The following is a 13,475-nucleotide window of genomic DNA, read 5'->3' as shown; positions in this document are numbered from 1 at the left end:
ACTGTAATATAAATTGAACCGCCGTATACGGAACCGTACGTACGGTGGTGTGAGAGGGGCGAAAATAATTAAATTATTTTCCCTCTACTCGATTTAATGTTAGTAGAAGAGGTAAAAGCCTCTTTATGTCCGATTCCTTGATATAGATAATAAGAAAAACAAGAGCGGTCCGGTAATTAAGATGCTTAATCCACTCCAAACTAAATCAGTTGTCGTAATGATGTCACTAGATAATAATCGGTAGTAAGTATAGAAAGAGTAGGGGAGTATGAGAATGATAGATGTCATCACTCCAGGTGTATAGCTTTTCAAATAGATGGCTTGACCTAGATGGGTAAATGCATGAAGGAAAAATATAGCAAGTAAGATGAGAAGTATACTATAATAATTGAAAAGTATGGTAAAACCTTTGCTATGCTAATTACTAAAAAGACCGAAAAGACATCTTTTGAAAATTGCAGGGTGTAAAAAACTTTTTCTTTTGAGGAACATATGAATGGAAAATTACATGGAGGGATTCAATGAAGACTGTTAAACAAGCAATCATCATTTCATTTATCATCCACATTATTTATTTTATGAGCAACTTCCTTAGCGGCTATGTTAAAACTAAATCTTATCAACCTGATTGGGAGAGCGCTTATAAAAATGTAGATAACCTGCAAAACGAAGTAACATTCGGTGTTGCTACACATCCGATTTTCTACTTATTCACTTTTATTGGTATCACTTTATTTTCTGGATTAATCTTACACTTAATAAAATTTCGAAAAACATCCACTAAAAACTAACCGACTTTTATAAAATTAACAAAATGTCCACCTACCGTGGAAAAAAGGACGAAAAAAAGGCTTCCAACTTTACAAAAACTATGTAAAATTAGAAGCCTTTTTATTTGTAATTACTATTCAATACTAAAAATGCAATATTAAGTAAAACTGTCCACCTGGAGTGGAAAAAGAGCCTAAATGTCTTTTTTCGGTGCCTGACACCGATTTAGATGGCTTCGGCTTTGATGATGAATCGATGTTGTTTTACATCGAAATTGCCTTTTGACTGAATTAGTTGATGTATTCGATGTAATTTATCGATGTATTGTTCAATAGTAAATCCAGGTACTTGCCAAGGAATTGCCTTTAGGTAATACACTAAGGCGCCAATATCGTAAAAGCGCTGAATTGGGAATTCCTCTTTGCTAAAATTGACTTTAAAATGATTATCCCGTAACTCTTCTATGGCATAGTTCAAGTTCCAATGAATAAATTCATCGTTTGATGGCACACCTAAATGTTCGTTTATTTGGGAACAATCAGTACCACCAGCCTGTTGAGTAAGAAAGACTCCATGGTCTGAAATAATTCTTCTTACTTCCTTAGGGGAGTAAGATTCATGTCGATTGATGATTAGGTCAAATCCTCGATCCTCAAAAGGAAGATTCGAATCGTCATCAATTTGTACCACTTTAACACCTAAAGGTTCAAGTCTTTTTTTAGCAATTGGAATGTTCGGTAGATAGGCTTCGGTTGCAAATACAGTTTGTGGATAAGGTTTAATTTTGGATAAAAACTCTCCACCGCCAGTCCCCATATCTAACATCGATTGTGCATTGTGAACGAGTGACATCACCATACTTCCATAAGACCATGACAGCAATTGATTTTGAACGCGTCCTGTCTCAGAAAGAAATGAAAAATCCCAGCCTGAAAAAGATTCATTAGCATCTTCAAGATAAGTTAAGAATTGTTTTTCCGTTAACATAATTATACTCCTCCTATTGATTAAAATTTATAAAATCCAAATCTATTAGAGGAGGCCCTCTTATACGGTTTTATATTTCATGTTCTAATGATTTCATATAATTCACCACTCTGTTTTTTGTTATATTTTAAATATTTATTTATGAAAGGATATCTCAGAAATTAAAAAGAATCGGGTGATAGATTTCCTGCTTTTTTAATAAAACTCATTTCTTAAACTCATTCTACAAAATTTCTTTATTTCCTTTAAAATTTTCATAATTAAATAAAGGAAATTATAGTTTATTGTCGAACTTTGGTTTAACAAAAAGGAGGGTGCCTCAGTGAATGTAAGACTACTACCACATGATTTAGTGTATTCAGCCCGAATGTTTGAGCTTTCTAACGAAACACATGTGAGGGAAGCGCTAGGCCTGCAAATTTCAGATGTGCAAGACACAATTGATTTTATTCAGTTTATAATCAAGGAGGAAAAATCAGGACGGCAGTACTCACGGGTAATCTATGATGAAACTGAAGGATTAGTGGGTGTTATTACCTTAAAAGATATTGATCTAACAAGGAAAAGGTGTCATATTGGTACATGGATTGGCTACGAGTATTGGGGAAAGGGCTACAATGAATGTGCAAAGAAAGAAATATTGACCTACGCTTTTAAAGAATTGAAGCTGGAATATGTTTTTGCAGGAGCTAAACAAGAAAACATTCGCTCTCAAAAAGCACAGGAAAAATTGCCTTATATCACTTTGCATGTTGAGTCAGATTTCCCAGAAGAACTTGAGAAGATCGAAGCACAAACAAAATCACCATGTGTTCTTCATGTGATAAAAAGGGAAAGCTTTGAGAAATGGCTTGTGGATACGGTTGATTAAAAGGAAGATAGGTAAGACATAACATAATCTAGAATTGAAAAAAAGCTGCGAAACCGAGGTTCGCAGCTTTTTTAAAAAAGTCACTACATTAATTTGCTTTTTAGGTATTAATTAGGTTAAGTGTCCACCTGGGGTGGAAAAAATAGCCGAATGTCTTTTTATGGTGCCTGACACCTTATGACGTTAAACTCATTCCAACGACTCCAATTAATATAAATAGGAGGGAGAGGAATTGGAATTTGTTGATTTTTTCTTTGAACCAGAAGAGGTCGGCTAGTGTGATTCCAATGCTGCCGATACCAGTCCAGACGGCGTAGGCAACGCCTGCTGGCAAGGTTTGCATGGCAGTGGATAGGCAATAGAATGATAAAGAGAAACCGACAATCAATATGATAATTGGCCATTTCTTTTTAAAACCGTCCAAATATTTCATAGAAATTGTGGCAATGACTTCCTCTAGTCCTGCAAGTAATAGTAATCCCCAAGCCATTATTGTTCGCTCCTTTCCTTATGAGAATCTGTAAATACTTTCATACCGACAATTCCTGCTAATAAAATCGCTAAAAACAATAGCTGAATGATGGAAAAGGGTTCACCCATTAAAATTCCAACAAAATAAGTAGCGCCCGTTCCAATTCCGACAAAGACGGTATATGCTGCCGCAACTGGTATCGTCTTATAAGAGCGAATTAATAACAGAAAACTAACTCCAATAAAGAACAGAGTGATGAGCCAATCAGTTATGCTATCTGCATGCTTAATCATTGTCGCCCATACGACCTCAAAAACTCCTGCAATTAATAATAATACCCATGCCATAGTAATCCCTCTTTCATTAATGAATGACTATCATTCATTTTTTGTTTAAAAAAATATTGGATTACTTTATCCAATATTTTAGTTTGTAGATAAAGACCTTTTAATAAAACGGAAGATTTCTGCTTGATAATCCTCCTCTAATGCATCATGCTCATTTCCAATAAAGTATCGTTCAGCTGTGTTTTCCATGAGGTTAATAATCATTTTTGTGGTCAGTTTCACATCAATACTGCTAATGACTTCTTGTCTTTCAATAGCCTTATTTAAATGCTCCTCAAACCACTGATAAAATGGCTGATAAATCATTTCCCACTTTTCCATGGAATGCTCAATCGCAAGCCCAGAATAACAAAGAACAAGGATGTCCTTATAGTCTTCGGTCGTTTCAAAGGTGACGCTAATGACTTCCTCTAGAACTTTCCAAAATGAGTCCTGATCGGAAATCTTTTCCTTCATTTTTCCAAAGGTAATCGTTAAAAGATGATCAGCAATCGCTGGGATTAAAGCACTCTTTGAAGGAAAGTATAAATAAAAAGTCCCTTGAGCAATACCGGCGCTTTTTACAATGTCTGAAATCGACGTATTTTCATAGCCCTTTTCAGAAAGAACTTTGATGGATGCTTTTAAAATTTTATCGTATTTTTCCTCTGATTTTTTTCCCATTAATGATCACCCCTTTAGTGAATGACTATCATTCATTTTTATTGTAGCATATTAAAAATGAATTTCAAGTCCTATCAAAAACAATTTATTTTTCGATATACAAAAAACTAACTCCATATTTCAGAGTTAGTTTTTTTAAAATTGACCGATATTTTCAACGACGTTTTATTTTTACACGATAAAATAGGCCAAAATACTAAGACAAATCGAAGTAATCAGCATGGCAAGTAAAGGTCTTAGCGCTTTTGTACGAAGATCCTTCAAGCTTACATTGAGACCAAGTCCAACCATGGCTGCAGTTAAACACCAAGTTGTAAGATTAGAAACTCCGCTCATAAATCCTGCTGAAACATGAATATGGCTTCCTAGAACATAACTTCCAAATAAACTCATAAGAATAAAGCCAATCAAGAACCATGGGAATTCAATTTTGTTATCAGATGACTCCTGACCTTGATTTTTCCGTTTCATAAAATACATGAAAATAAAGCAAAGTGGAACGAGAAGGAATACACGGCCTAATTTAGCCAGTAAACCGATCGCAAGGGAATCTTCTCCTCCTGGAGCAGCAGCTAAAGCCACATGAGCAAGTTCATGTAAGCTAATACCAGACCAGATTCCATAATCAACAGCCGATAATGGTAAAATCGGACGTAAAATGGTATAAATAATCGCAAAAATGGTTCCGACTAAGGCGATAATTCCTACTCCAATCGCGGTATCTTCATCCTTTGATTTGACGATAGGAGCAACCGCGGCAATAGCAGCAGCACCACATACTCCTGTTCCTACACCTAATAAAAGAGAGATATTTTTATCCGCTTTAAAAACTTTTGCCAGCCAAATCGTAAGAAGAATCGCAAAAGTAATAACTCCTGCGTCACGAATGAGTAAACCAATTCCATCATGTAAAACGGTGTTAATATTTAATTTTAAACCGTACAAAATAATGGCAAAGCGCAATAGCTTTTTCGATGAAAATCCGATTCCAGGACGAATCACCTCTGGATAACCAAAAATTTGTCGAAATACAACTGCTATCACAATCGCTGAGGCTAGCTGACCAACATGATCAAATCCTGGTACTTTAGCTAATAAGTAACCTAGGAAAGCAATAAAAAAAGTAAAAGCAATTCCACCAACCCATAGCAGGGCCGCAGAATTTCGTTTTGGTTCTATTCGTTCAAGCATTTTGGTTTTTTCTGCTTTCATTTCAATCCCCCCAAAAGGTCTCTATTCGTAGAATAAATGATGATTGACGATAAGTAAAATAAATATATATGATACTAATAATAAGTAATCTTTATAGTAAGGAGAGAAGCGTTGATGGATCAACACTTACTAGTATTTGTAACCGTTGTGGACAAAGGGAATTTTTCGCGTGCTGCAGAGGAATTACATATGACACAGCCAGCAGTTAGTCAGTACATTCAAATGTTAGAGCGCTCCTACGGAACAAAGCTGCTCGATCGTACGAATAAGTTTGTACGTTTAAACAAAGCTGGAGAAATTGTCTACTACCATGCGAAAGAAATTTTGGGACTTTATTCGAAAATGCAAAGCTTAATTGATGATCTAAACAATCGAGCGAAAGGCCCGCTATCCATTGGAGCAAGTTATACATTTGGAGAATATGTTCTGCCACATTTTATCGCAAAAATGCATGAACAATTTCCACTCGTTAAACCGAGTATCACGATTGGCAACACAAAAGAAATTGCGGAATTGGTTCTTGGGCATCAACTGGATGTCGGAATTATCGAAGGGGATTTCAAGGATCCCCATCTTTCAATCGAACCTTTTGCTGAGGACACCATGTATGTGATTGCTTCTGCTCATCACCGTTTAGCCCAACAAGACCGCGTGGCAAAAATTTCTGAACTTGAAGATGAGACGTGGATCGTTCGTGAATTAGGATCTGGAACGAGAGCGGCTGCAGAAAAAATTTTTCACACATTGTCCATTGCTCCAAAAGAAATGATGGAATTCGGCAGCACTCAACTAATTAAGGAATCAGTTGAATCAGGGCTGGGAATCACCCTTTTATCCCAATTAGCCTTTCGTAAGGAAATCGCAATGGGATTATTAAAAGTCATTCCTGTCAAAGGCACACCTTTTAAAAGGAAATTTTCGATCGTCCTGCGAACATCATTTAAAACAAAAGCACTTGAGGTGTTCATGAATTTACTGAGGGAGCATCAAAATCTTTCTACGATTATGAAAGGGATGAATTCAGATAGGGGATGGGGATCGTAAAGCAAAAAATAAATTTAATTGGTTTTTTCAATTTATTTATAAATGAATAATCCACTGATTAGTAACTAATCGGGGGATTATTTTTATTTTTCCATTTACGATGGTTTCAATTTCAAAATCTTTTGTTACGGTTTGTTAATAAAATTACCTATCTTTTTTTGTAAGTTAATATTTTTAAAGGTATCAGAAAATCACATGTCGAATGTAAAAACTAATAATGATTTTTGGAGGGGTTCCTATGATTAAATATCCGGTTTTAGAAAATGGAGCAACGATCGGTGTTACAGCACCTTCATCTGGAGTTCAAAGTGAGTTGCATGATATGTTCAAACAAGCATGTGAACGGATGGAGAAGAATGGATTTCACATCATTTGTGGTGATACGGTTTGGACACAGGAAAAAGCGAAATCAGCGCCCGCTAGAAAACGGGCAGATGAGTTCGTCGGAATGATGTGCGATGATCAAATTGATATGATCATTCCTCCTTGGGGTGGTGAATTACTAATTGAGATTTTAGAACATATTGACTTTGATCGTATACAGAATAAATGGGTATTAGGTTATTCTGATTTAAGTGCTCTGTTGTTGGCCATTACGTTAAAAACAGGTATTGCGACGGCACATGGATGTAATCTTATAGATTTACGTGGGGATTATTCAGATGAGACAACAGCAATGTGGCGGCAAGTGTTATCTACAAAGGCTGGTGAATCCGTTCTTCAGCATTCATCCAACAAATATCAAAAGAAATGGCAGCATAATAACCCATCACCATGTGTATTTCACTTAACAGAACAAACATATTGGAAAACAGTTTCAAATAAAAGAGTGGAAATACAAGGTCGGTTACTTGGTGGATGTATAGATGTAATCAGGCATCTAATTGGGACACCATTCGGTGATCTGCAAAGCTTTAGAAAAAATTATATCAATGGAGAACCTGTTTTGTGGTATTTAGAGAATTGTGAATTAAATACAACCGATTTTCGCAGGTCATTAATTCAAATGAAATTGGCCGGTTGGTTTGAAGAATGCTCTGGCATTATGTTTGGGCGTAGTCCAGCAAATGAGCCGGTTGATAACTATACGGTTGAAGATGTTTATCAAGAGCTTTCCAATGAACTGCAAATACCGATTATTTATGATGTTGATTGTGGTCATGTTCCTCCGCAAATCACTTTTATTAATGGAGCCTTTGCGGAGGTAACAGTGGAAAATGGGAAAGGATCCATTTTGCAATATTTTAGGTGAATATAGATTTTTTATATTTTGTACGGAGGTTAATCATGTTTAACGAAGTAGAAGTTTTACCAATAGAAGAGAGCGTTATTCAGGCTTGGCAAGAAAAAGCTGTTCCTCTTTATGATTTGTTTTTCTTTACAACAATAGATGAAGTCAAGGAATATATGCCAGAAAATATTTTAGTTATCCCTCGGGATGAGTTTAATCATCATAATGTATATCAGACGATCGATACAATTAATAGCTATGAAATGTGGAAGATCTCGAGAAAGGCAAAATATGTTTGTGTGACTCCGGAAGAACTTTTTCCAACTATTGATAGACATACACGAACATTACTATTAAACATCCAACACGAACTAGGCAGAGGACTTATTTATGAATGGGAGATTTTAGAACCAGTATTAAAAAATCAACCATTGCAATTGCAAGAAGAGGTATGGGAGATAATAGAATCCTATATTATTCAGCAGGATAAGCCTTATATCGTGTTTCAAAGAAATATGTGGACAATGTTACCTTATTCATTTAAAAGAGATATTTTAATAAAAGTTGCTAAATTATATTCGGATAAATTAAACAAGATTGAGGGGGAAGTTCAAGAGGTCCTCGAACAGTATCCACAGCTAAACAAGTATATGAATCGTTTTTCTAAAAATCATGGACCCAATTGTTTAGCTGCAGTGTTAGCAGCTGCAACAGAAAATTCCCAGGTTTGTGACTGGATCATCAATCAATGGGTTCATCCAGAAACATTTAAACTAGGGTTAGATCTACGAGGCTATAAAGAAGTAAATAGTCCTTTAGATGAATTAGAACGTAAAGATATATTAATCTGGCAGGATGAACATGACAATATTAACCATGCCACTTTTCATTTAGGTAATAGATGGTTCTTTAATAAAAATGGACAATCCTTCTTTAATGGATGGCAAATCCTAGCTGAAGAACAGCTATATAAAAATTGGAGGAAAGAAAATATAAGAGTGTATCGATGGAATAAAAGTAGTTAATGAATAAATTGAAAAATAATTTACCTACAAAGATTCACATTATCGGCTCTGTTGGAAGCGGAAAAACAACTTTAGCAAGAAAATTATCTTCTGAATTACATATTCCTTATTATGAATTAGATAATGTTGTTTGGAGGAGAACGAATGATGGCGATATAAGAAATACTCCTGAAGAAAGAGATGAAATTCTTTCATCAAATCGTTCATTCGAGTTCGTGGATTGTAGAAGGTGCACACCATAAATGGGTATCACAAGGATTTCAACACGCAGACATCATAATATTTTTACATCCAAATCTATCTAAAAGAATAGTTAGAATCATAAAGAGATATCTTCTACAAAAATTAGGATTTGAAAAAGCGCATTATAAACCGACTTTCAGTATGTTATTGAAAATGTTTAAGTGGACAACTGACTTTGAAAAAGTTAATAAAGCAGAAATTTTAAGTATGTTAGAGCCTTATGCCGACAAGTTATTATTGCTTAAGGATAATGAAGAAATTTATATACAAAATAGTTCTGCAAGGAGATATGAAGATGGAAACAATCAAAAAAGAATTAAATCAAGCGATTTTATTAAGAAAAGAAGGAAATCTGAAAGAATCTAATGAAATCCTCGTTAAGTTAGCAAGCGAAAATCCTGAAGATGCGGAAATCAACTTTCAATGTGCCTGGAGTTTTGATACTCTCGGAAATGAAACGGAAGCTGTACCCTATTATGAAAAAGCTATTTCACTAGGTCTAGAAGGAGAGGATTTAGAAGGGGCGCTGTTAGGATTAGGAAGTACTTATCGAACATTAGGTCAATATGAAAAATCAAAAAGCACGTTTTTAAAAGGGATGGAATTGTTTCCGAATAATCGTGCAATCCAAGTTTTCTATTCGATGACTCTTTATAATCTAAACGAACATCATCAAGCGATGGATATCCTTTTGAAAAATTTAGTAGAAACGACGAACGATCAGGAGATTACTAGTTATCGGAAAGCAATTGAGTTCTATTCAGACAAATTAGATACGATTTGGGAATAGGAGGCGTGTCTATGTTCATTGTTAATGTAGAAGGTGCTGTTTTTAAAGATGGAAAATGGCTGTTAATAAAGCGAAGTATAAAAGAGGAGCATGCAGGAGGAAGACTGTCTTTAGTCGGCGGGAAAGTAGATAAGGAAGGAAATACATCAGATATTCTTGAGAGAACACTTCACAGAGAAATGGATGAAGAAGTAGGGATAAAAGTGAAGATCCTTCAATATGTAAATAGTTCTTCCTTTGTCACGGATTCAGGGATACATGTAGTAGATATTGTCTTCCTTTGTGAGCATGAATCAGGAGAAGCATTTGCCAAAAGTCCTGATGAAGTAGATGGAATAGTTTGGTTAACAACTGAACAAATTATAAGTAATTCTCAATTACCATTGTTTTTAAAGGAAAATATTAAACTTGCAGATTCATTGTTAAAAGATGCTGTTTTAAAATAAGGCTTTGTTAATGCTTATTTTTGATAAAATTACCTGTATGGTATGTGTGAAGCGTTTTCTTTACGAAGTAAAACTAGCTGAACACATACAATACAGGGTTTTATTAGAAACAACAACATTGTTTAACAAAGCCTAAAATAAAGGAAAAAGTTTTATCGTATTCAAGTTGACTGAGGTGAATCATGATTAAAGGAATCAATCATTTATTATTTTCTGTTTCTAGTTTAGAACGTTCGATTACATTTTACGAAAAAGTTTTTGATGCAAGACCTTTAGTTAAAGGAAGAAGTTTGGCTTATTTTGACCTAAATGGCATTTGGCTTGCGCTTAATGAAGAAAAGGATATTCCTCGCAATGAAATAAGCGAATCCTATACACATATGGCTTTTTCCATTGATGAAAAAGATTTTGATCAAATGGTAGAAAAATTGAAGGCTCTACAAGTAAATATCCTTTCAGGTCGCGCTAGGGATGAGAAGGATAAAAAGTCGATTTATTTCACTGATCCTGATGGTCATAAGTTCGAATTTCATACTGGTACATTGCAGGATCGATTAGATTATTACAGGCAGGAAAAACATCATATGGAATTTTATGATGAGTAGGTCAGTTTTAAAAACTGCTTGGTAGACATGAAAATCTTTTAAAGCAAAAAAATGCTCCCAATAATATAGAAGCTTGAAAAAGTTAATTAGATTTGTTTTCAAGTAATTCAATAATCTTATCTAATTTCCGATTAAGTTCAATTGAATTTTCATTTTTGACTTGAACATTAATTAGCAGTCTTCGAATAAATAGGGCAAAGGAAAAGACTCCTAACAGGATTAATAGAATAATCATGACCACAAACAGATTGTTAGCAACGTACATAATTAACCTCCTGGGTATTTTGGATAATTATACCATACATAATTTTGGATGTATGCATAATTCTTAATTTTTATACTATTTTCCGCGAAAAAATCTTTTTTCTCTCGTTGATCGTATTGGATGATAATTTGTAATCCTCTATCTAAAAAAAGGAATTTCTCTAGCAAAAGGCGAATGATAATAGTTCTGGAAAAAAGAAGGGGGTCTTTTGCTATGAGAAAAGGTGTGATTCGCCCAATCGTTATTTGCGTTTTTCAAAAAGGTGACTCTATCTTAGTCGCTGAAGGAATGGATCCAGGGTCAGGTAAATATTATTATCGTCCAATTGGTGGCGGAATTGAGTATGGAGAAAGAAGTTCTGATGCGTTGATAAGAGAGGTAAAAGAAGAATTAGCTGCTGAAATAGTTAATCTTCAATTGTTAGGTACGATAGAAAATATTTTTACATTTAATGGTGACCTTGGTCATGAAATTGTACAAGTTTATGATGCAGATTTTGTAGATGATACGTTTTATAGTCATTCGACATTTATAGGAAAAGAGGACGATGGATCAAAATTCACGGTCATGTGGAAATCTCTAAGAGAGTTCCAAGCGGGTGAGTCTCGACTTGTTCCTGATGGTCTTCTCGATTTACTCCAAAAATAATTGCGAACATATATTCTATTTGATATAATTTTCTTAAAATATATCAATTGGAGGATTTTAAATTTGAGTTCATTAAATGGGGTAGAATTACATGTTTATAAACCAGAATTTTTTGATGCATTGAAGGATTTTAACTTGCCTAAAGAGCAAGAACAATTTACTGCCCTGCCAAGCGAAATGCTTGAGGTATCTCACGAAAGACACCCAATTGTGATTTTGAGTGACAATGAACCCGTTGGATTTTTTGTTCTACATTCTAGTGCTAGAGTTAAAGAATACACAGATAATCCAGATGCAATGCTGCTTACTGCTTTCTCAGTCAATCATTTACATCAAGGGAAAGGCTTTGCTAAAAAAGGGCTGCAACAATTAAATACATTTATTCATCAAGAATTTCCAACCTGTAATGAGGTGGTTCTTGCAGTAAATAAGCGAAACATTCCTGCACAAAAATTATACGAAAAGGTTGGTTATGAAGATACTGGCCGTCGAAAAATGGGGAAAATCGGTGAACAATTGATTTTTAGTCTTTCGCTAGTGAAATAAATTAATCCCCTTTACATGAAAGAGATAGATGTAGAGGGGATGTTTAAAATTTCCTGATAGGGCAGAAATAACAGATAGTATCAAGAAATAGTTTGAAAAAATCCCATACCATCAACAATGTTTCAATAACTTTTCTTCAGAAAGATTTCAATGAATCCCATCGCTTTAATCTCTTTAGTAGGAATATCCAGTAGATTTTTGACACCCGTTATATAGGAATTTATTATATCTAAATATTATTTTTTTACAGAAAGGATATTGAACATGAAAAACATCCTATTTATTGCGTACCCCCAATATGCTGATTTTGAAATCGCTCATACGCTCTTTTTTATAAGAAAATCAGGGAGATTCAAGGTGACTACTGTTACCGTAGATGGCAAACCCGTTGAAAGTCTTGCAGGATTAATTACGATGCCGCAAGCAGGTCTTTCAGAAACTGATGTAGAAAAGTATGATCTTATTTTAATTTCTGGCGGTGATGGAGTGCACACGATTATAGATGATGCCTCATTATCTTCATTTTTACAGAAAGCTTCTTCCAAGCAGATTCCGATTGCAGCAATATGTGCATCTGCAACATTGTTGGGCAAGGCAGGCTTACTTAAAGGTGAAAAATTTACGTGTACTGAAAATACATATAAACATTTTAATCATGTATTTGAGGGAGCAATATACACGGGGACAAACATTGAGGTGGGTACGAATATTATTACAGCAAAAGGTACAGCATTTGCAGAATTTACTGTTGCTGTAGGGAACCTATTAGGAATATGGAAAGACAATAAGCAGTCAGACTGGGCGTTTCAGTTTTGCAAAGGGAATGTTTAATAGCTTTGTTTATGTATTTCAAAAGAAAGTAAAAAATAGTCAAAAGCCAATACTAACTTAATATGACATTTGTCCGTTTCAACGTTCGAATCACTTGCATGTAATATATAAACGATTATTGGAGGTGATTTAATTGTACCAACATCATAGACCGATCGTATGTAAACCTAGATATGTGGTCAGTAATTCTTATATGCCTCGAGTAGTTCCTTTTATTCATCCGGTTATTAATATACATCGAAGAAATATTGTCAATGTACCTCGCCACATTTACCAGCCAATTAATAGAAGTGTTGTTTATGACCCTGGTTACCCAACACATTGCCCGAGATGCCGCTATTAAATTGCAAAAATGCCGCGACTACCTGAGCGTGGCATTTTTCTCATTAGTCATTTTAAACCACAGGCTCTGCCTGTGTGCAAACAAAACTTGTAGAGTTGTATAAGAAAAAAACTCCAATCGTTATAATAGAAGATG

19 protein-coding genes and 1 pseudogene are annotated in these 13,475 nt (G+C 34.8%); 13 read left to right on the top strand and 7 right to left on the bottom strand.

Annotated features, from left to right (window positions below):
- Nucleotides 1–123: 123 nt before the first annotated feature.
- Entirely contained in the window at nucleotides 124–378 is a 255-nt protein-coding gene (locus ACQKP0_RS25390) for an HXXEE domain-containing protein (protein ID WP_427408597.1), read from the bottom strand.
- A 143-nt stretch (nucleotides 379–521) separates the two neighbouring features.
- Between ACQKP0_RS25390 and ACQKP0_RS25385 the strand changes: the two genes are divergently transcribed.
- A complete protein-coding gene (locus ACQKP0_RS25385) occupies nucleotides 522–791 on the top strand; it encodes a hypothetical protein (protein WP_427408594.1) in 270 nt (89 codons plus the stop codon).
- A gap of 205 nt (nucleotides 792–996) precedes the next feature.
- Here the strand turns inward: ACQKP0_RS25385 and ACQKP0_RS25380 are convergent, their stop codons facing one another.
- Nucleotides 997–1,758 (bottom strand): methyltransferase domain-containing protein, encoded by a 762-nt coding sequence (locus ACQKP0_RS25380; RefSeq protein WP_427408593.1) that lies wholly within the window; start codon nucleotides 1,756–1,758, stop codon nucleotides 997–999.
- Between the two features lie 367 nt (nucleotides 1,759–2,125).
- Between ACQKP0_RS25380 and ACQKP0_RS25375 the strand changes: the two genes are divergently transcribed.
- Entirely contained in the window at nucleotides 2,126–2,629 is a 504-nt protein-coding gene (locus ACQKP0_RS25375; protein WP_427408596.1) for a GNAT family N-acetyltransferase, read from the top strand.
- Between the two features lie 175 nt (nucleotides 2,630–2,804).
- Here the strand turns inward: ACQKP0_RS25375 and ACQKP0_RS25370 are convergent, their stop codons facing one another.
- The 4 genes from ACQKP0_RS25370 to ACQKP0_RS25355 all read right to left on the bottom strand — a co-directional run bounded on the left by ACQKP0_RS25370 (nucleotide 2,805) and on the right by ACQKP0_RS25355 (nucleotide 5,302).
- On the bottom strand, nucleotides 2,805–3,119 hold the full coding sequence (locus ACQKP0_RS25370; RefSeq protein WP_427408592.1) for a DMT family transporter: 315 nt from the start codon (nucleotides 3,117–3,119) through the stop codon (nucleotides 2,805–2,807).
- Nucleotides 3,119–3,448, bottom strand: coding sequence for a DMT family transporter (locus ACQKP0_RS25365; RefSeq protein ID WP_427408591.1), 330 nt, complete (start codon nucleotides 3,446–3,448; stop codon nucleotides 3,119–3,121). The genes ACQKP0_RS25370 and ACQKP0_RS25365 overlap by 1 nt, the downstream gene beginning before the upstream one ends.
- A 78-nt stretch (nucleotides 3,449–3,526) precedes the next feature.
- A complete protein-coding gene (locus ACQKP0_RS25360; RefSeq protein ID WP_427408590.1) occupies nucleotides 3,527–4,111 on the bottom strand; it encodes a TetR family transcriptional regulator in 585 nt (194 codons plus the stop codon).
- Nucleotides 4,112–4,282: 171 nt separating this feature from the next.
- Nucleotides 4,283–5,302 carry a YeiH family protein gene (locus ACQKP0_RS25355; RefSeq protein WP_427408595.1) on the bottom strand — a complete coding sequence of 340 codons (1,020 nt, stop codon included), beginning with the start codon at nucleotides 5,300–5,302 and terminating at the stop codon, nucleotides 4,283–4,285.
- Nucleotides 5,303–5,437: 135 nt separating this feature from the next.
- On the opposite strand from ACQKP0_RS25355, the gene ACQKP0_RS25350 reads away from it, so the two are divergent.
- The 7 genes and pseudogenes from ACQKP0_RS25350 to fosM all read left to right on the top strand — a co-directional run bounded on the left by ACQKP0_RS25350 (nucleotide 5,438) and on the right by fosM (nucleotide 10,707).
- Entirely contained in the window at nucleotides 5,438–6,367 is a 930-nt protein-coding gene (locus ACQKP0_RS25350) for a LysR family transcriptional regulator (protein WP_427408589.1), read from the top strand.
- Nucleotides 6,368–6,605: 238 nt separating this feature from the next.
- Complete coding sequence (locus ACQKP0_RS25345) at nucleotides 6,606–7,619, top strand: S66 family peptidase (RefSeq protein WP_427408588.1); 1,014 nt, start codon at nucleotides 6,606–6,608, stop codon at nucleotides 7,617–7,619.
- 35 nt (nucleotides 7,620–7,654) lie between these two features.
- Nucleotides 7,655–8,623 (top strand): hypothetical protein, encoded by a 969-nt coding sequence (locus ACQKP0_RS25340; RefSeq protein ID WP_427408587.1) that lies wholly within the window; start codon nucleotides 7,655–7,657, stop codon nucleotides 8,621–8,623.
- Between the two features lie 8 nt (nucleotides 8,624–8,631).
- Nucleotides 8,632–9,232 (top strand): annotated as a pseudogene (locus ACQKP0_RS25335) (AAA family ATPase).
- Nucleotides 9,162–9,656, top strand: a complete 495-nt coding sequence (locus ACQKP0_RS25330) for a tetratricopeptide repeat protein (RefSeq protein ID WP_427408586.1) — start codon at nucleotides 9,162–9,164, stop codon at nucleotides 9,654–9,656. The pseudogene ACQKP0_RS25335 and the gene ACQKP0_RS25330 overlap by 71 nt, the downstream one beginning before the upstream one ends.
- Before the next feature lie 11 nt (nucleotides 9,657–9,667).
- Complete coding sequence (locus ACQKP0_RS25325) at nucleotides 9,668–10,102, top strand: NUDIX hydrolase (protein WP_427408585.1); 435 nt, start codon at nucleotides 9,668–9,670, stop codon at nucleotides 10,100–10,102.
- A 182-nt stretch (nucleotides 10,103–10,284) separates the two neighbouring features.
- On the top strand, nucleotides 10,285–10,707 hold the full coding sequence (fosM, locus tag ACQKP0_RS25320) for a FosM family fosfomycin resistance protein (RefSeq protein ID WP_427408584.1): 423 nt from the start codon (nucleotides 10,285–10,287) through the stop codon (nucleotides 10,705–10,707).
- A gap of 82 nt (nucleotides 10,708–10,789) precedes the next feature.
- On the opposite strand, the gene ACQKP0_RS25315 is transcribed toward fosM, so the two are convergent.
- A complete protein-coding gene (locus ACQKP0_RS25315; RefSeq protein ID WP_427408583.1) occupies nucleotides 10,790–10,972 on the bottom strand; it encodes a DUF4083 family protein in 183 nt (60 codons plus the stop codon).
- A gap of 213 nt (nucleotides 10,973–11,185) precedes the next feature.
- Here ACQKP0_RS25315 and ACQKP0_RS25310 point away from each other — a divergent pair, with 213 nt between their 5' ends.
- The 4 genes from ACQKP0_RS25310 to ACQKP0_RS25295 all read left to right on the top strand — a co-directional run bounded on the left by ACQKP0_RS25310 (nucleotide 11,186) and on the right by ACQKP0_RS25295 (nucleotide 13,340).
- On the top strand, nucleotides 11,186–11,620 hold the full coding sequence (locus tag ACQKP0_RS25310; protein WP_427408582.1) for an NUDIX hydrolase: 435 nt from the start codon (nucleotides 11,186–11,188) through the stop codon (nucleotides 11,618–11,620).
- 63 nt (nucleotides 11,621–11,683) lie between these two features.
- Nucleotides 11,684–12,166 carry a GNAT family N-acetyltransferase gene (locus ACQKP0_RS25305; protein WP_427408581.1) on the top strand — a complete coding sequence of 161 codons (483 nt, stop codon included), beginning with the start codon at nucleotides 11,684–11,686 and terminating at the stop codon, nucleotides 12,164–12,166.
- A gap of 264 nt (nucleotides 12,167–12,430) precedes the next feature.
- A complete protein-coding gene (locus ACQKP0_RS25300) occupies nucleotides 12,431–12,997 on the top strand; it encodes a DJ-1/PfpI family protein (RefSeq protein ID WP_427408580.1) in 567 nt (188 codons plus the stop codon).
- A gap of 133 nt (nucleotides 12,998–13,130) precedes the next feature.
- Nucleotides 13,131–13,340, top strand: coding sequence for a hypothetical protein (locus ACQKP0_RS25295; protein ID WP_427408579.1), 210 nt, complete (start codon nucleotides 13,131–13,133; stop codon nucleotides 13,338–13,340).
- Nucleotides 13,341–13,475: the final 135 nt, after the last annotated feature.

The sequence above is a fragment of the Heyndrickxia sp. NPDC080065 genome, assembly GCF_050281185.1.
In the GTDB taxonomy this organism is placed as follows: domain Bacteria; phylum Bacillota; class Bacilli; order Bacillales; family Bacillaceae_C; genus Heyndrickxia.
This window is presented reverse-complemented; position numbering and strand designations above follow the sequence as displayed.

Coding starts and splice junctions, on each gene's coding strand:
- ACQKP0_RS25355 (WP_427408595.1), bottom strand. CDS start 5,302: ATGCTTGAACGAATAGAACCAAAACGAAATTCTGCGGCCCTGCTATGG.
- fosM (WP_427408584.1), top strand. CDS start 10,285: ATGATTAAAGGAATCAATCATTTATTATTTTCTGTTTCTAGTTTAGAA.
- ACQKP0_RS25360 (WP_427408590.1), bottom strand. CDS start 4,111: ATGGGAAAAAAATCAGAGGAAAAATACGATAAAATTTTAAAAGCATCC.
- ACQKP0_RS25300 (WP_427408580.1), top strand. CDS start 12,431: ATGAAAAACATCCTATTTATTGCGTACCCCCAATATGCTGATTTTGAA.
- ACQKP0_RS25375 (WP_427408596.1), top strand. CDS start 2,126: ATGTTTGAGCTTTCTAACGAAACACATGTGAGGGAAGCGCTAGGCCTG.
- ACQKP0_RS25315 (WP_427408583.1), bottom strand. CDS start 10,972: ATGTACGTTGCTAACAATCTGTTTGTGGTCATGATTATTCTATTAATC.
- ACQKP0_RS25370 (WP_427408592.1), bottom strand. CDS start 3,119: ATGGCTTGGGGATTACTATTACTTGCAGGACTAGAGGAAGTCATTGCC.
- ACQKP0_RS25380 (WP_427408593.1), bottom strand. CDS start 1,758: ATGTTAACGGAAAAACAATTCTTAACTTATCTTGAAGATGCTAATGAA.
- ACQKP0_RS25350 (WP_427408589.1), top strand. CDS start 5,438: ATGGATCAACACTTACTAGTATTTGTAACCGTTGTGGACAAAGGGAAT.
- ACQKP0_RS25340 (WP_427408587.1), top strand. CDS start 7,655: ATGTTTAACGAAGTAGAAGTTTTACCAATAGAAGAGAGCGTTATTCAG.
- ACQKP0_RS25385 (WP_427408594.1), top strand. CDS start 522: ATGAAGACTGTTAAACAAGCAATCATCATTTCATTTATCATCCACATT.
- ACQKP0_RS25365 (WP_427408591.1), bottom strand. CDS start 3,448: ATGGCATGGGTATTATTATTAATTGCAGGAGTTTTTGAGGTCGTATGG.
- ACQKP0_RS25345 (WP_427408588.1), top strand. CDS start 6,606: ATGATTAAATATCCGGTTTTAGAAAATGGAGCAACGATCGGTGTTACA.
- ACQKP0_RS25325 (WP_427408585.1), top strand. CDS start 9,668: ATGTTCATTGTTAATGTAGAAGGTGCTGTTTTTAAAGATGGAAAATGG.
- ACQKP0_RS25310 (WP_427408582.1), top strand. CDS start 11,186: ATGAGAAAAGGTGTGATTCGCCCAATCGTTATTTGCGTTTTTCAAAAA.
- ACQKP0_RS25330 (WP_427408586.1), top strand. CDS start 9,162: ATGGAAACAATCAAAAAAGAATTAAATCAAGCGATTTTATTAAGAAAA.